We start from the raw sequence: 19,925 nt of genomic DNA, 5'->3' as shown, positions 1-19,925 counted from the left end.
GCGATGCGCATGGTTGATCTGATCGCAAAAAAACGGGATGGGGGAGAGCTGTCTACAGCGGAAATCCAATTCCTCGTAAACGGCTATACCGACGGAAGCATCCCGGACTACCAGATGTCTGCGTGGGCAATGGCAGTCTTTTTTCGCGGCATGACGGCACGGGAGACGGCGGATTTGACGATGGCGATGGCAGGATCGGGCGAACAGCTCGACCTGTCGGGCTTGCCAGGAGTCAAGGTGGATAAGCACAGTACCGGGGGAGTGGGCGACAAGACAACACTTGTCGTCGCTCCACTGGTTGCTGCTGCTGGCATTCCTGTGGCGAAGATGTCGGGGCGCGGCCTCGGCTATTCGGGAGGGACGATTGACAAGCTCGAATCGTTCCAGGGATTTCAGGTGGAGCGCTCTCGGGAGCAGTTTATGCAGCAGGTGCGCGAGCTTGGCGTGGCCGTCATCGGTCAGTCGGGCAACCTCACACCTGCCGATAAAAAACTGTACGCCTTGCGCGATGTGACGGCAACGGTGGAGGCGATCCCGCTGATTGCCAGTTCGATCATGTCGAAGAAAATTGCAGCAGGGGCAGACGCAATCCTGCTCGACGTGAAAGTGGGCAAGGGTGCCTTTATGAAAAATCTGGAGGAAGCCGAGAGACTTGCCCGGGCGATGGTGGACATCGGCAAGCAGGTGGGCAGAAAGACGGTGGCGGTCATCAGCGACATGAACCAGCCGCTTGGCTTTGCTGTGGGCAATTCCCTGGAGGTGCAGGAAGCGATCCATACATTGGCTGGAAAAGGCCCTGCTGACTTGACCCGACTCGTCTTGGAAATCGGTGCCCGAATGCTCGTCCTGGGCGAGCTGGTACCGGATGTAGAGGCTGGCCGTGCCCGCCTGGAAGAGCTGATCGCATCCGGCAAGGCTGTGGACAAATTGGCGGCTATGGTCGAGGCTCAGGGCGGCGACAGACAGGCTGTATACGATCCGGGCAGGCTGCCGCAAGCAAGACTGTCCCATCCGTTGACTGCATCGACTGCGGGCTTTTTGTCGGAAATTGACGCCGAGGCTGTGGGGCGTGCTTCGGTGGTCCTGGGCGCGGGCCGAATGACCAAGGAAATGCCGATCGACCTGGCTGTCGGGATCGTCCTGCACAAAAAGCAGGGCGATGCGGTGCAGGCCGGTGAGACCGTAGCGACGTTGTACGCCAATCAGGAAGCGGCGCTGCAAGCGGCGTTGCAGGAGCTGGAAGGGGCGTTTTCGGTCGCCTCGCATCAGCCGGAACCGACCACATTGATTTACCGGATTGTGGAGTAGCTGGAAGGAAGTTCAGATAAGAGGGGAATGGGCGCAACATGCTCATTTCCCTCTTTTATATGTTTTCAAAAAACATTTTTCGAAAAAATATTCTTGATTATTTTGACGTATTCCGCTGTAATAGAGTGACAGGGAGTGTCGAATCTTACAGAAAAATTTTTTTATTGGTAGGATGCTCTTTATAATTTTTTATATTTCTACTTGTCAAATTTCGTTGACACTACTGCGGATTCAGATTAATTTAATGATAACCAATTTTATCGTTAAGGTTTTTTGCGAAATTCGTAAAATTTAGTTGGAGGTTCTAAGAAAAACGTATCTATGAAAAAGCTTGACCACATCGACAAGCAAATCCTTCAGATCCTCCAGGAAGATGGAAGGATACCGTACACAGAGATCGCACAGCAGCTCGGCGTCAGTGAGGGTACTATCCGCGCCCGAATCGGTCGGCTTCTGCAAGATGGTGTCTTCCAGTTTGTCATTCAACCCGACCCGGAGAAGCTGGGCTTGCACGTTCAGGCGATCATCGGGTTAACCACAAGGCTGGGCATGCAAAGACATGTAGCCAAAGAGCTCAGCAAGTTTTCTGCGGTCCGTTTTGTGGGTGCATTCAGCGGAAAGCACGACTTGATTATCCAGGCGTGTTTCCATAACAATGATGAGCTCATCACATTCGTCAACGAACGACTCTCACAAATTGAAGGCATTGCGGCTGCCGATGTTTCCTTGGAGCTGAAGCAGTACAAGGACTCCTTCTCAATCGTTCAGGATGACGAAGTAACATTGCAGTGAAAGGGGTTGATGCCTCCAGCAGACGTCAAGCTGCACACCTTATCGTTCGTTTTTTCTGAAAAAACAAAAAGATAATGTATCGGGGGTAATTGCGTTGAAAAAGAGCCTATTTGCAGTAGTCAGTTCATTGACAGTATTGAGTACAGCACTTGCTGGTTGTGGTGGTCAGCAAGCGGCGACACCGCCGGCTGAACAAGGCGGAAACAATAGTGAGACACCTGCACCTTCCTCTTCCAAGCCGCAGGTGCTGCGTATCAACCTTCACTCTGAACCGCCTACAGGCGACCCGGGACTGGCAGAGGACACGACTTCCGGTGCCATCATTCTGGCTACGTTTGATGGATTGACACGGATCGGTGCCGATGACAAGCCGGAGCTTTCGGGAGCTGAAAGCTATGAGGTGTCTGACGACCTGATGACTTACACCTTCAAAATTCGCGACCAGAAGTGGAGCAATGGCGACCCGGTTACTGCACACGATTATGAATTCGCATGGAAGCGCGCGCTCGACCCGAAAACAGCTTCCAACTACGCGTATCAGCTCTATTACATTAAAAACGGAGAAAAAGCGAACAAGGGCGAAGTATCGCTCGATGAAGTTGGCGTAAAGGCACTTGACGACAAAACGCTGGAAGTGCAACTGGAAAACCCGACACCGTTCTTCCTGGAGCTGACTGCTTTCCGTACGTACTTCCCGGTTAATCCGAAGGTCGTACAAGAAAACGAGAAATGGGCTGCAGAAGCTGCTACCCACGTCGGAAACGGTCCATTCAAGATGGAATCGTGGGACCACAAAAACAAAATGGTCCTGGTCAAAAACGAAAACTACTGGGATGCTGACAGCGTCAAGCTGGAGCGCATCGAGTTCACGATGGTAGAAGACGAGAACACCGAGTTGTCCATGTTTGAAAACGGCGAGCTGGACTGGGCTGGATCGCCGATGAGCGCACTGCCGACTGACGCGATTCCGGCGTTGAAGGATTCCGGCAGAATGCACGTCAAACCGATTGCAGGTACGTACTGGTACAAGTTTAATACGGAAAAAGAGCCGTTCAACAACGTGAAAATCCGGAAAGCATTCGCTTACTCCATCGACCGCCAGTCGATTATCGACAACATCACGCAAGCTGAACAGCTTCCGGCGATGGGCGCCGTACCACCGTCGATGGCTCTCAAAGAAGGCGGATACTTCAAGGACAACGATGTGGAAACCGCGAAAAAACTGCTCCAGGAAGGTATGCAGGAGTTGGGCATCACCTCCCTGCCGCCGATTACGCTCTCCTACAACACATCCGAAGCACACGCGAAAATCGCCGCAGCAATTCAGGACCAATGGAGAAAAAATCTCGGCGTAGAAGTGAAGCTGGAGAACAAGGAATGGGCTGTTTACCTCGAAGACCTGCATCAAGGGAACTATCAAGTCGGACGGATGGGATGGCTGGGTGACTTCAACGACCCGATCAACTTCCTCGAGCTGTACAAGGATAAATACGGCGGCAACAACGATACGTTCTGGGAGCATCCGGACTTCAAGGCGAAGCTCAACGAGTCGGCGCTTGAATCTGATCCGGAGAAACGCAAACAGATCCTCGCTGAAGCGGAAGCTATCCTGATGGATGAAATGCCGATTGCACCGATTTACTTCTACACGCAATCCTGGGTGCAAAACGAAAGCGTCAAAGGCGTACAAATGACTGGTCTTGGCGACGTAGACTGGAAATGGGCTTACATCGAGTAAGAACAGCCAAATAGAAACGAGTGCGACAGGATAAGGTATATGGCCGTCCATATACCTTATCTTATGCGCCTCTACCATATAAAAAGAAAAGGCAGCCCGGCTGCCGCCAAATAGAGAGAAACATTCACATTCGCAAGAGATCGAATCTGGGTTATTTACACAGCCGATTTTTGCACTGTGTCGTCACACGTCAGCAGTGTAAAGATGGGACGTGAAAGCAAACGTAAAACCTGAAGGGGGTAAGTTCGTTGATCCGTTATCTTGGCAAACGCATCATCTTTATGCTCATCTCGCTCTACTTGATCGTATCAGCCACGTTTCTGATCATGCATGCGGTACCAGGTGGACCTTTTACGTCGGAGAGAAATGTTCCGGAAGAAATCCAAAGGGCCCTGGAAGCGAAGTATGGGCTGGATAAGCCGTTTCACGAGCAGTATCTGAACTACTTGAAAGGCATTGTGACGTGGGAGCTGGGCCCATCGTTCAAAGAAAAATCATCTACCGTCAACCAAATCATTGAACGCGGTTTCCCTGTTTCCGCCCATTTGGGGCTGCAGTCACTGATTATTGCGGTTTTCGGCGGCATTATTTTGGGAGTCATCGCCGCGTTGAAGCATAACAAATGGCAAGACTACACCGCGATGGTGATTGCGGTGTTGGGACTTTCGGTTCCCGGTTTTATCCTGGCATCATTTCTTCAGTATTTCTTGGCGATTCGCTTGGGCCTGTTCCCGATTGCCCGCTGGGAAGGATTTATGTACACGGTGCTTCCATCGATTGCGCTCGCGGCTACACCATTGGCGTTTATCGCCCGTCTGACGCGCTCCAACATGATTGAGGTGCTCGGGCAGGATTACATCAAGACAGCGAAAGCAAAAGGGGTGAACACGTTTACCATCACCGTGAAGCATGCGATCCGCAACGCGCTGCTCCCGGTTGTGACGTATCTTGGACCGTTGGTGGCTAACATTTTGACCGGTGCCTTCGTCATCGAGAGCATTTTCGGTGTTCCCGGACTGGGACGCGAATTCGTGCTCTCCATTACCAACCGCGATTACACGGTTATCATGGGTACGACTGTATTCTACTCGATCATCCTGGTTGTGATGGTACTGATTGTCGACATCGTGTATACCCTGATCGATCCGCGAATCAAGCTGGCAGACGCAGGAAGGGAGAAATGATTCATGCAGTTGAATAAAGAACATTTTGAGCCGGTTTCCATCGACCTTCGCAAGGCGGAAGAAATCAAGCGCCCCAGCCTCTCGTTCTGGGCGGATGTATGGCGCCGCCTGAAAATGAATAAAGTGGCGATGGCTTCGTTGATATTTATTATTTTGCTGGTCATCTGTGCGATCTGTGTACCGTGGTTTACAGCCTACGACTACTATACGACTGACCTCTCGGGAAAGAACCAGAAGCCTTCTGCTGAACACTGGTTTGGTACCGACGACCTCGGACGCGACATCTTCGAGCGCATCTGGTACGGTGCGAGAATTTCTTTGCAAGTAGGTCTGACAGCCGCTCTGATCGACCTGATCATCGGGGTGATCTGGGGCGGAATCGCCGGTTTTTACGGCGGCAAAGTAGATGAGATTATGATGCGGATTGCCGATATTCTGTACGCTGTTCCGTATCTGCTGGTTGTCATTTTGCTGATGGTATGGATGGGACCGGGCGTCCTGACGATTATTATAGCCTTGTCGATTACCGGATGGATCGGGATGGCGAGGATTGTACGCGGACAGTTGATGCAGCTAAAGACGCAGGAATTTGTGCTCGCGGCACGTTCACTCGGAGCTGACAACCGCCGGCTGATCTTCAAACACCTGATTCCGAATGCTTTGGGTCCGATTATCGTTACGCTTAGCCTGACGGTTCCCAACGCGATTTTCACCGAGTCCTTCCTCTCCTTCATCGGGTTGGGCGTATCCGCCCCGATCGCTTCCTGGGGAACGATGTCCGAAGAGGGCTTGTCGGCGATGCGTTACTATCCATGGCGTCTGATGTTCCCTGCTGTATTTATTTCGGTGACCATTCTGGCGTTCAACCTGTTGGGTGACGGTCTGCGTGATGCTGTAGACCCACGCTTGCGCAAATAAGAGGGGGAGGATTATTATGAAAGATAGAATACTTGATGTAAAAGACCTACATGTCTCCTTCCACACGTATGCAGGGGAAGTCAAGGCAGTGCGAGGCGTCAATTTTCACGTAAATCGCGGTGAAGCTGTCGCGATTGTAGGGGAGTCCGGCTGCGGGAAATCCGTAACGGCACAAACCTTGATGAAATTAATACCGATGCCTCCGGGTGAAATCAAAAAAGGTGAAATCCTGTTCAATGGAGAAAATATTGTTAAGAAATCTAACAAAGAAATGGAAGCGATCCGCGGAAAAGATATCGGGATGATTTTCCAGGACCCGATGACGTCGCTCAATCCGACCATGACGATTGGCAGCCAGATCATCGAAGGTTTGGTCAAGCACCAGAAGCTGGGGCGTGAGGAAGCGCGCAAACGGGCAATTGAACTTCTGACAATGGTAGGCATACCGCAGCCGGAAAAGCGTGTCGAGCAGTACCCGCACGAGTTTTCTGGCGGGATGAGACAGCGGGCGATGATCGCCATCGCGCTGTCCTGCTCCCCGAAGCTGCTGATTGCCGACGAGCCGACTACCGCTCTCGACGTGACCATCCAGGCACAAATCCTGGATTTGATGAAAGAATTGCAAAAGAAGACAGGCACTTCGATCATTTTGATCACGCATGATTTGGGCGTCGTAGCCGAGATGTGCGATCGGGTCATCGTCATGTACGCAGGAAAAGTCATCGAGTCGGGCACTGTAGACGATATTTTCTACAACCCGCAGCATCCGTACACCAAAGGACTGCTCCGTTCCGTGCCGCGCCTTGACCTGAATCGGGATGAACCGTTGACCCCGATTTACGGTACGCCGCCGGACCTCTTGCGTCCGCCAACAGGCTGCGCGTTTGCTGCACGGTGCGAATCGGCCATGCGCGTATGTCAGGAATTTGACCCTGAGATGAACGATGTCAGCTCAACGCAACGGGCAGCTTGCTGGCTGCAGCATCCGCTTGCGCAAAAGCAAAGCCGCACAGGATCGTAAGAGGGAGGAGAAACAGTGGAAAATCGCGACACATTGATTGAAGTGCGCAACCTGAAGAAGTTTTTCCAGATCGGAGACAATACGCTGAAGGCGGTCAATGATATTTCGTTTGACATCAAACGAGGTGAGACACTGGGCGTAGTAGGGGAGTCCGGCTGCGGGAAATCGACCGCAGGCCGTACGATCCTGCGTCTGTACGATGCGACTGAGGGAGACGTATTGTTTGAAGGCAAGAGCATCATGGGACTGAACAACCAGGAAATGAAGGCGATGCGCCGCAACATGCAGATGATTTTCCAGGACCCGTACGCTTCGCTGAATCCGCGGATGACGGTAGGAGACATCATCGGGGAAGCGCTCGATATTCATGGACTCGCTACCGGGCAAAAACGCAAGGAGCGCATCCAGGAGCTGCTCTCGCTGGTCAGCCTCAATCCCGAGCATATGAACCGTTTCCCGCATGAATTCTCGGGCGGACAGCGCCAACGGATCGGGATTGCCCGGGCATTGGCGGTGGAGCCGAAGTTTATCGTCTGTGACGAGCCGATCTCTGCTCTCGACGTATCGGTACAGGCACAGGTCGTAAACCTGCTGGAACAGTTGCAGGAAAAAATGGGTCTGACCTACATGTTCATCGCCCATGACCTGTCGATGGTAAAATACATTTCCGATCGCGTAGCGGTGATGTATTTGGGCAAAATGGTCGAATTGGCGGAAAGCGACACGCTGTACGAAAAGCCGCTGCATCCGTACACACAAGCCCTGCTGTCGGCAATTCCGATTCCCGATCCGGAAGTCGAGCGCAACCGGGAGAGAATCGTTCTGCAAGGGGATGTGCCAAGCCCGATGAATCCGCCGAGCGGATGCCATTTCCGCACGCGCTGCCCGAAAGCAATGCCGGAGTGCGCGGCGAGCGAGCCGATCTGGAAAGAAGTGGAAAAAGGACACTTTACGGCTTGCCATCTGTACAACTAAACAGACAAAGTGGGTCCTGGACAGGCATTTTGGACCCGCTTTCCTGTTTTTACATATAATTAAAAATTTAAAAGGTTTCGAATTGTTTGGTTTGTTTGTTTGAAGGGTATCGGTTATAGCAAGGGGGGACTATCATGCGAAAATTCCGTTTTCCAATTCCAAAGGGACGAAAAGTGATGACACCTTCTGAGAATAGCAAACGCGGTTCCCTGATTCCAAAATTCGCAAATGAACTGCTAAAAGGTTCAATTGCCAAGAAAATGATTGTTTTTGGACTTATTTTGGTTTTAACCATTATTGTTGCATTGGAATCGATCGCTATTTCCTTGTCGAAGTCCACGCTGATGAGCATTACCTCCAACCAGGCGAAAATGCTGGCAGAACAGCATGCCCACAGCATGAACAGTTGGGTCGGCTCGATCGTCTCTTCGGTCGAAGAATCGGCAGAAAAACGCATCATGTCCACGGACATGGAGCCGTTGATCATGGAAGAGTTCCGCATGCTGATGCAAGCGCACAAAGACATCGTCCGCATTTTCCTCGTCGATACGCAGAGCGGAAATTCCCTGTACGGACTGACCGGGAAATCCGACATTGATTTCCGCAACGCAGATTATTTTCAAAAGGCGCTGGAGACGGGAACAACGAGCATTTCCGACAGCGAGTTTACAAAGGGCGCAGAAAGAGCGTTCCTCAATGTGGCGACTCCGGTCGGCGACAACAAAGAGCGAATGTTCGTCGTCTCTTTTGTCATCCGGGAACTGCTTGAAGATACGCAAGATATTTTGTTCATGCAAAACGGTTACGCCTTTGTCATCAAACCGGACGGGCTGGTTGTTTCGCACCAAAATCCGGAGTATAACAACCAGCTCTCTTTGGCAGAAGATCCGTCGTATACAGATATGATGGCCATGCTGGGACATGAAGAAAGCCAAAGCCTGACATACCGGATTCAAGGCGAGGATGCGTTTGCGGCCATTGCACGGATTCCTTTGCTGAACTGGAATGTCGTACTCTCGACCGGCGTCGATGAGGTGTACGGCGAAGTAAACGAAATGATCGGCTACTTCGTCCTGCTGGCGATCCCGTTTGTGCTCGTCGCGACAGGCTTGATCTGGTGGTTCGCACGCCGTATCCGCACGTCGCTGTACGCCATCGCCCAAGACATGGAACGAATCGGCTCCGGGCAATTCGACGTGAAAGTACAGGTGAAGGGCAACGACGAGCTGGCGATGGTCGGGCAGAAAATGAACGACATGGCGGCAGAGCTGCGCAAACTTATTTCACTGGTGCAAGGACAAGCTGTGCAGTTGAACAATGCCACGGATGAACTGACCCGCTTCGCCGAAGAGAACAAGGATGCGATCCAGGTCATTACGAGCAATATTTCCACCATTGCCGATCAGGTGTCATCCCAGTCAGACGAAGCACAGGCGACAGCCCAGACCGTTTCCGAGATTTCCGAAGGTGTACAGCAAGTCGCTTCTGCGGCTGAATCTTCCTCAGTCGCGACGACACGTACCTTTGAACGGGCCCAGAACGGGATGGAGATGGTCGGCGACGTCGTCCATACCGTGCGCCAGGCTTCCAGCGAAGTGGAAAAAACAGCGGCGCAAATGCACAGCCTGCGTGAGCGCGCCCGGGAGATTACGAGCATCGTCGAGATGATCAGCAGCATCGCTTCGCAAACCAATCTGCTCGCGCTGAATGCGGCGATTGAAGCAGCTCGCGCAGGAGAAGCCGGACGTGGCTTCTCGGTGGTCGCGACAGAAGTGCGCAAGCTGGCCGAAGAAAGCAATGCCTTCTCCGAGAAAATCGCTGCGATCGCTCATTCCATCAACGATGAAGCGATGGAGATGAGTACGCATATGGACGAAATCGTCAACATGGTCGGCGAAGGGCTGAAGTCGGTCGAATGGGTGGGCACGGCCTTCCAGAACATCGTTTCGGATATCGAGTACGCAGCCGAGCAAAGCGAGTCGATGAGCGCGACAGCAGAAGAAATGGCCGCCGGCAACCAGGTGGTCACCCACTCGATTCAGCGTTTGGCGGCGACTTCCGATGAGATCAAGCAGTCGATCTCGGGCGTCGTGCAGACCGTGGACGAGCAGTTGAACTCGATCGCGCGCATCAACGAAAACGTGGAGCAGTTGAAGAAAATGGCGGATGATTTGACCAAGAGCGTAAGCCGCTTCGTCATCTGACAACAAAAAACCTTGCACATCCAACCGACTCGTACGAGGGGGTACCGCTGGCAGGCGACTGCTGGCTGGTACCCTCTTTCTTTTGCAAAACGGGCAGGAATTTGTGAATATTTTCCTCGGCAGTTGGTGAGAATAAAACCATGAATGGAGGGAAGAGACTGTTATGAAACGGATAGGTTATCTCGCTCTATGCTTCATCATGTGCATCACGTTCTTTTCTCCAAAGGCGGTTGTTTTCGCCAAAGAGAAGCCAACGCCTCCCCAATCGACCGACTTTGCACCGCAAGCGCGCTCTGCTGTTCTGATTGAAGCCGATACGGGGACGGTCTTGTTTCAAAAAAATGCGAACGAGCAGCTCCCGCCAGCCAGCATCACCAAAGTGATGACGCTGCTTTTAATTATGGAAGCGATCGAACGCGGGGAGCTCAAGCTGACCGACAAAGTACGTACGAGCGAGCGGGCAGCTTCCATGGGCGGATCGCAAATTTTCCTTCAGCCGGGCGAGGAGATGACCGTCGAAGACATGATCAAGGGAATCGCCATCGCCTCAGGCAACGATGCCTCGGTCGCCATGGCCGAGCATTTGAGCGGCACAGAGGAAGCGTTTGTGAACAGCATGAACCAGCGGGCTAAAGAATTGGGCATGAACAACACCCATTTTGTCAATTCCAACGGCTTGCCTGCCAAAAATCACGTCTCTTCGGCGCATGACATCGCGATCATGTCCCGGGAACTGCTCAAGCATGAGCTTATCACCAAATTTACGGGAACCTACCAGGATTACTTGCGCAAGGATACAGCCAATCCGTTTTGGCTTGTGAATACGAATCGGCTGGTCCGTTTCTACGAAGGTGTGGACGGCCTGAAGACAGGCTACACCGAGGAAGCGCGATACTGCCTGACGGCGACCGCGAAACGAAACGACATGCGGGTCATCGCTGTTGTAATGGGTGAGCCAGACGTCAAAACACGCAACAATGAAGTATCGACGATGTTCAACTACGCATTCAGCCATTTCCAGGTGCAGCCGATGTACAAAAAAGGGGAGTCGGTCCAGCAAATTACCGTGGATAAAGGCGCACAGCCGCAAGTCGACGTGGTTACGCCGCACGCCGTCAGCCTGTTGATGAAAAAAGGCGAGAAAGCAGAAGACTATCAGCAGGAGGTCGTGCTGGATCAGACGCTCAACGCTCCTGTCAGCAAAGACCAGGTGGTGGGCCATATTTTCATCCGTACCAAAGACGGAAAAGAAGTAAACCGAATCGATCTATACCCGGAACAGGCGGTAGAAAAGGCAGGCATGTGGGAGATTCTCAAGCGGACAACGAAGAAGGTATTGAGCTACTAGCAAGAGGACATCCAGAACGCGAAAAGAATCGAGTCGCCTCGAATGTTTGGTTACGGCTGCTCGATTTTTTTGTTCTTTTGTCGCCTGGCAGGAAATGGATTGCGGGAAGCAGAAAGAGATTGTCACTACGGGATGAAGGAGTGTGTCAGCTATGAGTTTGGGCATCGCGATGGAAACCAGACAAGATGTGCTGGTGATTCGTTTGCAAGGGGAATTGGATCATCATACGGCAGAAGAGTTGCGCAGCAAAGTAGATGAAGCTCTACGTACCTCCCCAGTTCGCCATATCGTGTTAAGTCTTGCAGATTTGGCGTTCATGGACAGTTCCGGCATCGGGGTGATCCTCGGCAGATACAAGCAAATCTCCGCTCGTTCGGGCGAGATGTACGTCTGCTCGATCAATCCGACGATTTACCGCATTTTCGAGATGTCGGGATTGTTCAAAGTGATCAAGTTTCGTGAAAACGAGGCAGAAGCACTTCATATCCTGGGGGTGGCGTAATGAACAAGGTACAGTCGAACTTTATGACGGTATCATTTGCTGCTGTTAGCCAAAATGAGGCATTCGCCCGCGTCGCAGTCGCCTCGTTTATTTCGCAACTGGACATTACGATGGATGAGCTGGAAGAAATCAAAACGGTGATCTCGGAAGCAGTGACCAACGCGATCATCCACGGGTATGACGAAAATCCGGAGGGTGTGGTACATATCAGCGTGCGAATAGAAGATGGAACCGTTGATGTGGTGGTAGAAGATCACGGCAAAGGGATTGAAGATGTCGAGCAAGCGATGCAGCCTTTGTTCACGACCAAACCTGAGCTGGAACGCTCGGGGATGGGCTTTACGATTATGGAGAATTTCATGGATTCTTTGGAAGTGGCGACGTCCGTAGGAAAAGGAACCACGGTCCGTCTGACGAAACGCCTATCGTTTGCCAAAGCCTTGCAAAATTAGGGGTAGTGCCAATGGGTGCCGATATCAAAAATGCGAGTCAACCATTCTTGACCAATGACCGAGTGAAAGAATTGATCGCCCAAAGCCAAGCGGGAGATACCGAGGCTCGCGAGCTTTTGGTGAACAGCAATATCCGGCTGGTCTGGTCCGTCGTCCAGCGCTTTATCAACCGCGGGTATGAAGCCGATGATCTGTTTCAGATCGGGTGTATCGGCTTGCTCAAAGCTGTTGACAAGTTTGACCTGGCCTATGACGTACGCTTCTCGACGTATGCCGTGCCGATGATTATCGGCGAGATCCAGCGTTTCTTGCGGGATGACGGCACGGTCAAGGTAAGCCGCTCGCTCAAAGAGACGGCAAACAAGGTGAGGCGTGCCAAAGATGAATTGTACAAGCAATTTGGCCGTGGGCCGACGATTGCCGAAGTGGCGGAGGCGGTCGGGATTACCCCGGAGGAAGTGGTCTTTGCCCAGGAAGCAAGCCGGGCACCGTCTTCCATCCATGAAACCGTCTTTGAAAATGACGGGGACCCGATTACCTTGATCGACCAGATTGCTGATGATGGCGTCAACAAATGGTTTGAGAAGATCGCCTTGAAAGACGCAATCAGCCGTTTGAGCGAAAGGGAGCAGTTGATCGTCTATCTGCGCTATTACAAGGACCAGACGCAATCCGAAGTAGCCGAACGGCTGGGCATCTCCCAGGTGCAGGTCTCGCGGCTGGAAAAGCGCATCCTGCAGACGATCAAGGATCAAATTGAACACTGACGCGTATCCCGGATGGATGTGTTTGCCAGCACCAGAGCGTATGAGCGCTTTGGTGTTTTTCTTTTTGCGCTGGCACATACTATCGGACGAGGAGACACAATCAGGAGGGGATCAGTGTGAAGAATCCGTTGTTTTTGCGTCTGCGGCAGCGACTGTCGGTATGGCCGGAAACGGTGATTACGCTGGGGGATATCTGCCAGATATACTGGGACGGAAAACGGGAGGAAGCGATTCGCAGGATTCCGGTTTACAAGGTCCGCCCTGAGGACGGAGATCTCGTCATTATTGACATTATGCAGGTGATTGCAAGACTTCGCTCTGCCTACCCGGAGACCGAACTGGAAATTACCGGAGCCTCGCAAATTATCGTAGAGGTGCGATCTGCCCGCAAACGCCCGAAAGGAATCCTGGTCGCACTGGTCTGGCTGCTTCTGTTCATCGGATCGGGCTTGGCGATTATGAACTTTCACACTGACGTAAGCATGCCGGAAGTCCATCAGCGAATCTACTACCTGATCACTGGGGAGGAGAGCCGACATCCGCTCTGGCTGCAAATTCCGTATTCGATCGGGGTCGGCTTGGGGATGATTTTGTTTTTTAACCATATCTTCAAGAAAAAAATCAGCGAGGAGCCAAGCCCGTTGGAAGTAGAGCTGTTCTTGTACCAGCAAAGCCTCGATCAATACTACATCCAGCACGAAAACAAGGAAAACCAGCGCACCAAGACATGAGCTTCTGGAGTGGACTGCTGCTGGCCATGATCGGGTTGGGCTGGGGCGTTGCTGTAGGCAGCGGATTTGTTGCCTTTATTACCGTGCTGGATCTCATTCCGCGACTTACGCAGCTCACCAACTCCAGACGTCATATACGCAAGCTGGAATGGGCCTTGATTTGCGGGGTCGTGTTTTTTACACTTGTCGATTTTTACGGCTGGCAGACGGCGTTGCCCAGGCTCGCTGCATCCGTGTACGGCCTGTTTTCAGGTGTATTTGTCGGAACGCTGGCTGCCGGATTGACAGAAGCGCTGAACGTCTTCCCGATCATCGCCAAGCGTCTGCAAATGGAAGACAAGCTGCTGTACCTGTTGATGGCGATGGTGCTGGGGAAGATCGCGGGCTCGCTCGTGCAGTGGCTGCTGGCGCTGTGAATTTGGTAAATAGCGCTAATCATAGCTTTCGATAAAAAAAGGAAAGATATAGGCAGGAAGAAAGTTGTATGCACAAAGAGGGAGTGAAGGTCGATGGCGACCAAGGCGAAAACAAAGCGGGTCGGCTCCATGCAGATGACGAAGGAGTCCTATCAGCAAAAAGCCTCCAAATACCAGCCCAAGCGGAATGTGCTGGTCAACTGCTGGCGAGCATTTTGGGTCGGGGGTGTGATTTGCCTGTTGGGACAGATCCTGCAAAACTTGTACATTCACTTTTTCGATTTTAATGAAAAGACGGCGAGCAATCCGACGGTAGCAACGCTTATTTTTCTCTCTGTACTGCTGACGGGGCTGGGCGTGTACGACAATATCGGGCAGTATGCGGGGGCAGGCTCTGCCGTTCCGGTAACCGGCTTTGCCAACTCGATCGCGTCTGCTGCGATTGAGCATCGCAGCGAGGGATACGTCCTCGGTGTGGGCGGAAACATGTTCAAACTGGCAGGCTCCGTCATCGTGTTCGGGGTGGTAGCGGCATTTGTCGCCGGTCTGATCAAGAGCATTTTCAAGATGATCTTTTGAGGAGGGCGAACAAGTGGACAGCAAGACAAAGGGGGCGCGGGTCAGTCGGCAGACCTGGCATTTTGCCGAGGATGTCCGCTTGCAGGCCTCGGCGGTGGCCGTAGGTCCAAAAGAAGGAGAAGGGCCGCTGGCTGCCTTTTTTGACAAGATTCACAGCGATTTCTACGCCGGGCAGCAGACCTGGGAGGAAGCGGAGAAGCAACTGATGGAGGACGCCGTTCAGCTTCTCCTGAAAAAAGCGGGGATCAAGGACCAGGACGTGGACCTCATTCTCGCAGGTGACTTGCTCAACCAGAACATTACGACCAACTTTACCGCAGAGGTGCTGGAGATTCCCTTGCTCGGCATGTACGGGGCCTGTTCGACTTCGATGCTGACGTTGGCGACAGCAGCTTCATTGGTCAATGCGGGCTACGCCATGCGGACGATCGCAGCGTGCAGCAGTCACAATGCGACGGCGGAGCGGCAGTACCGCTATCCGACCGAGTACGGCGGACAAAAGCCGCCGACTGCTCAGTGGACTGTAACCGGTGCGGGAGCAGGATTGGTCGGGATCGGCGGCAGCGGACCGAGAATTACATATGCCACGATGGGAAAGGTCGTGGACCTGGGTGTGAAAGACCCGCTGGACATGGGTTCGGCGATGGCGCCGGCAGCCGTCTCGACCCTGGCGACCCATTTTTCCGATACGGGGCGCTCGCCACAGGATTACGATTTGATCGTAACTGGAGATTTGGCTTCGGTCGGATACCCGATCGCCAAAGAGCTGCTGACGGCACAGGGCTATGACATGGACCGCGTGTACAACGATTGCGGTCTGATGATCTATTCTCCCGATCAGGATGTGTTTGCCGGAGGGAGCGGCTGTGCCAGCAGTGCTGTCGTGACGTACAGCTATATCGCGGAGCAACTGAACAAGGGACTGCTGAAAAAGGTACTGGTTTGCGCTACAGGCGCCTTGCTCAGTCCGGTCAGCTATCAACAAGGAAATTCCATTCCGTGCATTGCGCACGCGGTCGCGTTGGAAGGAGGAATATGATGGAGTACGTGATTGCATTCGTCGTTGGCGGGCTGATTTGTGTAGTCGGGCAACTGCTGCTCGACGTCGGCAAATTGACCCCGGCACATGTGATGAGCACGTTGGTGGTGACTGGCGTCGTGCTCGATTTCTTCGGGATTTACGACAAGTTTATCGATTTCGCAGGTGCAGGGGCGACAGTGCCGATCACCAGTTTCGGACATTCCCTGTACCACGGGGCGATTGCCGAGGCCGAATCGAACGGGCTGATGGGCGTGGCGACCGGCATTTTCGAAGTTACGAGTGCCGGGATTTCGGCCGCCATCACGTTCGGCTTCCTGGCTTCGCTTGTCTTCAAGCCAAAAGGCTGACAATCGCAGCAGGAACAGCAGAGGCGGTGAAACGCAAATGGAGAGACAGCGAAGAAAGGTCATTTTGGTGACCGATGGCGATCATATTGCGCAAAAGGTTGTCGAAGCCGTTGCCAGGGAATTCGGGGGCCGTTGCATCTCGCTGTCTGCAGGCAATCCGACTCCGCTGGATGGGAGCCAGATCGTCGAATTGATCCAGATGGCACCGCATGATCCGGTGATCGTCATGTTTGATGACAATGGTGATTTCGGCAGAGGGAGAGGCGAGCGGGCGATCGAGTATGTAGTCAAGCACCCTGACATCGAGGTGATCGGCGCAATTGCCGTTGCGTCCAACACGCGCTGGGTACGGGGCGCGCGCGTCCGCTATTCGATCGACAATCACGGCCGTCTGGTCGAAGAAGCTGTGGACAAGGACGGATATGCGGATGTGGAGCTGGAAAACAGGATTTACGGGGATACGGTCGATATTTTAAATACTCTGCAGGTACCCAATGTAATCGGCATCGGCGACATCGGCAAGATGGAAGGGCGCGACAGTTTGCGGCACGGCAGCCCGATTACCAAAAAAGCGGTTCAGTGGATTCTCGAAAGGAGTGGTGCTGATGGTGGAGATCACGGAGAAAAGGCGCCCCATCTCTGAGCATATCGAAGAAAACAAAACATTCTTGAATGACAAGCTGGGGGTAGGAACGAGCTTTGATATTGGGGTTCACGACTTTTATGTAGGCGGGACCCGTCTTCTGCTGTACTACATAAACGGTTTTGCTGAGAGCAACATCCTTACCGAGATCATGCAGGATCTGAACAGTTTGCGCGACCGACACCTGCGGGAGGACTTGTACGAATACTTGGTCCACAAGTACATCCCGTTTTTCCAGTTGACCGAGGTCAAAACGACGGACGAATTTCTCGACAAGCTGTTGGCCGGGCAGGTCGGACTGATTATCGACCAGTCATCCAAAGCGATTATTATGGACGCAAAGAACTATCCCGGCCGTACCCCTGCGGAACCGGATACGGAGCGGATCGTTCGCGGCGCCCATGACGGCTTTACGGAAAACCTCGTGACCAATACGGCGTTGACGCGCAGAAGAATTCGGGATGACAGGCTTCGCTTCGAAATCTTGCAGGTCGGGGAGCGGACGAAGACGGATGTCTCTATTTGCTACATCAAAGGAGTGGCTAACCACGATCTGGTGGACGAGCTGCGCTCCCGGCTCAAGGAGATAGACATCGACGGAATTCCGATGGCGGAAAAAACAATCGAGGAGTTTATCATCGGGAAAACATTCAATCCGTTTCCGATGGTGCGCTATACGGAGCGACCCGATGTCGCGGCTGTCCACCTGCTCGAGGGTCATGTGCTGATTTACGTCGATACATCGCCCAGTGTTATGATTACGCCGGCCACGTACTTTCACCACGTCCAGCACGCCGAAGAGTTTCGGCAAACCCCGGTCGTCGGTGCGTATCTGCGCTGGGTTCGCTTCTTCGGCATTTTTGCATCCGTCTTTTTGCTGCCGATCTGGCTCACGCTCGTCATGCATCCTTCCCTGATACCGGAGTCGCTTTCGTTTTTGGGAATCAGGAAAGAAGGTACGGTCCCTTTGCTGGCGCAGTTTCTGCTCGCTGAGCTGGGACTTGATCTGATGCGTATGGCGGCGATCCATACACCGGCGCCTTTGTCGATTGCTCTCGGTCTGCTCGCCGCCATTCTGGTCGGAGAAGTCGCGATCAATGTCGGGTTGTTCGCTGCGGAGACGATCTTGTATCTGGCGATCGCGGCAGTCGGGATGTTCGCGACTCCAAGCTATGAGTTGAGCCTCGCCAACCGGCTCGTCCGTATCTTCTTGCTGCTGATGGCGGGAATCTTCTCTGTCCCCGGATTGATGATTGGTCTGTTGCTCGTCGTTGTCATGCTGGCGGGCACGCGATCGCTGAACACGCCGTACCTGTGGCCGTTCATTCCGTTCAACTATGCGGCTTTCAAGGATGTGATGATCCGCATGGCAGTCCCTTTCAAGAACAAGCGGCCGAGCATCGTCCGCTCGCAAAACACATCCCGGCAATGATCTGTTTGATACGGTAGGGATACACCCATTGTCAAATATGCGTGCGTATAGTACATTTGTGATAAAACAGAGACTGTGGTTATGTGGCATGTACGGCAACTGACGGTTTTGTCGGTTGCCGTTCTTTAATACGATCAGCCTGAGTGCGACGATCATCCGGCTACCACGGGGGACTGGGAGGAAAGAAAATGTACTTACACGGGACAAGTCGAATCAATGAACAGGGCAATCTGGAAATCGGCGGTTGCGATACGACCGAACTCGCTGCCACCTACGGCACGCCGCTCTACGTCTACGATGAAGCGTTGATTCGCAGCAAGTGCCGCGCGTATGTCGAGGCGTTCCGCGACACCGGATTTGCCTTTCAGGTCGCGTATGCCAGCAAGGCGTTTTGTACCATGGCGATGTGCAAACTGGTCGAAGAAGAAGGCTTGTCTTTGGACGTGGTATCTGGCGGGGAATTGCTGACAGCACTGCAGGCAGGCTTCCCGACGGAGCGGATTCACTTTCACGGGAACAACAAGTCGCGCGAAGAGATCGTCATGGCTCTCGATGCGAAGATCGGCTGCTTTGTCGTCGACAACTTTATCGAACTGTTTGAACTGGACGAAATCGCCCGGGAGCGGGGAGAACAGGTTTCCGTGTTGCTGCGCGTCACACCGGGAGTGGAAGCGCACACGCACGAGTACATTTCTACAGGACAGGTAGACTCCAAGTTCGGCTTTGACGTGCAAACCGGTCAAGCCTTGGAGGCGATCAGGTACGCGCATGAGAGCCAGAACCTTCACCTGTTGGGCGTACACAGCCATATCGGCTCGCAAATTTTTGAAGTAGAGGGCTTTGTCATCGCAGCCAAACGACTGATCGATCTGCTCGACGAAGCGAAGCATGCATTCGGTTTTGTCTCCACCGTACTGAATGTCGGGGGAGGCTTTGGTATTCGCTATACCGATTCCGACACGCCGCTGGAAGCTGCGGAGTACATCAAGGCGATCACGACTGCGGTGCGCGAAGAGATGAGCAAGCGAAATATTCCGCTGCCGGAACTGTGGATCGAGCCGGGCCGCAGCATCGTGGGAGATGCGGGTACGACGCTGTATCGCATCGGTTCGCAGAAGAACATTCCGGGCGTGCGCAAATACGTGGCCGTCGACGGAGGTATGACCGACAATCTGCGCCCAGCTCTGTACCAGGCGGTGTATGAAGCAGCGATCGCCAACAAAATGAACGAGACGGAGAACGAAGTCGTCTCCATCGCCGGAAAATGCTGTGAATCAGGCGATATGCTGATCTGGGATGTGAAACTGCCACAAGCCTCCGCTGGCGACATCCTCGCCGTGCCGAGCACAGGAGCGTACGGCTACGCCATGTCCAACAACTACAACAGGATTCCGCGCCCTGCTGTCGTCTTTGTCAAGGATGGGGAAGCGGAGCTGGTCGTAAAACGGGAAACGTATGCCGATGTCGTCAGTCACGACCTGCTGCCGAAGCGTGCGCAATTGCAGCGGTAAGCAGAAATTGGACGC

General features: G+C 53.1%; 20 protein-coding genes. All 20 read left to right on the top strand.

Translation table 11 applies throughout. The features are described 5' to 3' along the window. The first annotated feature begins 3 nt into the window (after positions 1-3). Positions 4-1,308, top strand: a complete 1,305-nt coding sequence (locus tag ACAF76_RS12375) for a pyrimidine-nucleoside phosphorylase (RefSeq protein WP_400163858.1) — start codon at positions 4-6, stop codon at positions 1,306-1,308. Positions 1,309-1,629: 321 nt separating this feature from the next. After that, a complete protein-coding gene (locus ACAF76_RS12370) occupies positions 1,630-2,100 on the top strand; it encodes an Lrp/AsnC family transcriptional regulator (RefSeq protein WP_400163857.1) in 471 nt (156 codons plus the stop codon). Between the two features lie 94 nt (positions 2,101-2,194). Continuing rightward, positions 2,195-3,838 carry a peptide ABC transporter substrate-binding protein gene (locus ACAF76_RS12365; RefSeq protein ID WP_400163856.1) on the top strand — a complete coding sequence of 548 codons (1,644 nt, stop codon included), beginning with the start codon at positions 2,195-2,197 and terminating at the stop codon, positions 3,836-3,838. Positions 3,839-4,086: 248 nt separating this feature from the next. After that, the gene (locus tag ACAF76_RS12360; protein WP_400163855.1) at positions 4,087-5,022 is read left to right on the top strand and encodes an ABC transporter permease; all 936 of its coding nucleotides are present in this window, start codon (positions 4,087-4,089) and stop codon (positions 5,020-5,022) included. A 3-nt stretch (positions 5,023-5,025) separates the two neighbouring features. Further along, positions 5,026-5,940 (top strand): ABC transporter permease, encoded by a 915-nt coding sequence (locus tag ACAF76_RS12355; RefSeq protein WP_400163854.1) that lies wholly within the window; start codon positions 5,026-5,028, stop codon positions 5,938-5,940. 16 nt (positions 5,941-5,956) lie between these two features. Next, positions 5,957-6,961, top strand: coding sequence for an ABC transporter ATP-binding protein (locus ACAF76_RS12350; RefSeq protein WP_400163853.1), 1,005 nt, complete (start codon positions 5,957-5,959; stop codon positions 6,959-6,961). Between the two features lie 15 nt (positions 6,962-6,976). After that, a complete protein-coding gene (locus ACAF76_RS12345) occupies positions 6,977-7,936 on the top strand; it encodes an ABC transporter ATP-binding protein (RefSeq protein WP_400163852.1) in 960 nt (319 codons plus the stop codon). A gap of 134 nt (positions 7,937-8,070) precedes the next feature. After that, the gene (locus tag ACAF76_RS12340) at positions 8,071-10,140 is read left to right on the top strand and encodes a methyl-accepting chemotaxis protein (RefSeq protein ID WP_421616746.1); all 2,070 of its coding nucleotides are present in this window, start codon (positions 8,071-8,073) and stop codon (positions 10,138-10,140) included. 163 nt (positions 10,141-10,303) lie between these two features. After that, entirely contained in the window at positions 10,304-11,488 is a 1,185-nt protein-coding gene (locus ACAF76_RS12335; RefSeq protein WP_400163850.1) for a D-alanyl-D-alanine carboxypeptidase family protein, read from the top strand. Between the two features lie 151 nt (positions 11,489-11,639). After that, on the top strand, positions 11,640-11,990 hold the full coding sequence (spoIIAA, locus tag ACAF76_RS12330; RefSeq protein ID WP_400163849.1) for an anti-sigma F factor antagonist: 351 nt from the start codon (positions 11,640-11,642) through the stop codon (positions 11,988-11,990). Continuing rightward, entirely contained in the window at positions 11,990-12,442 is a 453-nt protein-coding gene (spoIIAB, locus tag ACAF76_RS12325) for an anti-sigma F factor (protein WP_400163848.1), read from the top strand. Before spoIIAA ends, spoIIAB begins: the two co-directional genes overlap by 1 nt. A gap of 11 nt (positions 12,443-12,453) precedes the next feature. Further along, complete coding sequence (gene sigF, locus ACAF76_RS12320; protein ID WP_400163847.1) at positions 12,454-13,209, top strand: RNA polymerase sporulation sigma factor SigF; 756 nt, start codon at positions 12,454-12,456, stop codon at positions 13,207-13,209. Between the two features lie 116 nt (positions 13,210-13,325). Then, positions 13,326-13,940, top strand: coding sequence for a stage V sporulation protein AA (locus ACAF76_RS12315; RefSeq protein ID WP_400163846.1), 615 nt, complete (start codon positions 13,326-13,328; stop codon positions 13,938-13,940). After that, entirely contained in the window at positions 13,937-14,356 is a 420-nt protein-coding gene (locus ACAF76_RS12310; RefSeq protein WP_400163845.1) for a stage V sporulation protein AB, read from the top strand. The genes ACAF76_RS12315 and ACAF76_RS12310 overlap by 4 nt, the downstream gene beginning before the upstream one ends. 93 nt (positions 14,357-14,449) lie before the next feature. Further along, positions 14,450-14,935, top strand: coding sequence for a stage V sporulation protein AC (spoVAC, locus tag ACAF76_RS12305; protein WP_400163844.1), 486 nt, complete (start codon positions 14,450-14,452; stop codon positions 14,933-14,935). Between the two features lie 13 nt (positions 14,936-14,948). Then, the gene (gene spoVAD / locus ACAF76_RS12300; protein WP_400163843.1) at positions 14,949-15,974 is read left to right on the top strand and encodes a stage V sporulation protein AD; all 1,026 of its coding nucleotides are present in this window, start codon (positions 14,949-14,951) and stop codon (positions 15,972-15,974) included. After that, entirely contained in the window at positions 15,974-16,324 is a 351-nt protein-coding gene (spoVAE, locus tag ACAF76_RS12295) for a stage V sporulation protein AE (RefSeq protein WP_400163842.1), read from the top strand. The genes spoVAD and spoVAE overlap by 1 nt, the downstream gene beginning before the upstream one ends. Before the next feature lie 37 nt (positions 16,325-16,361). Beyond that, complete coding sequence (locus tag ACAF76_RS12290; RefSeq protein ID WP_400163841.1) at positions 16,362-16,967, top strand: stage V sporulation protein AE; 606 nt, start codon at positions 16,362-16,364, stop codon at positions 16,965-16,967. Beyond that, positions 16,930-18,399, top strand: coding sequence for a spore germination protein (locus ACAF76_RS12285; RefSeq protein ID WP_400163840.1), 1,470 nt, complete (start codon positions 16,930-16,932; stop codon positions 18,397-18,399). Before ACAF76_RS12290 ends, ACAF76_RS12285 begins: the two co-directional genes overlap by 38 nt. Before the next feature lie 188 nt (positions 18,400-18,587). Continuing rightward, the gene (lysA, locus tag ACAF76_RS12280) at positions 18,588-19,910 is read left to right on the top strand and encodes a diaminopimelate decarboxylase (protein WP_400163839.1); all 1,323 of its coding nucleotides are present in this window, start codon (positions 18,588-18,590) and stop codon (positions 19,908-19,910) included. Positions 19,911-19,925: the final 15 nt, after the last annotated feature.

Source organism: Brevibacillus sp. TJ4 (genome assembly GCF_044627595.2).
Lineage (GTDB): Bacteria > Bacillota > Bacilli > Brevibacillales > Brevibacillaceae > Brevibacillus.
The sequence above is the reverse complement of the archived record's forward strand: the minus strand, read 5'-3'. Positions and strand labels throughout refer to the sequence as shown.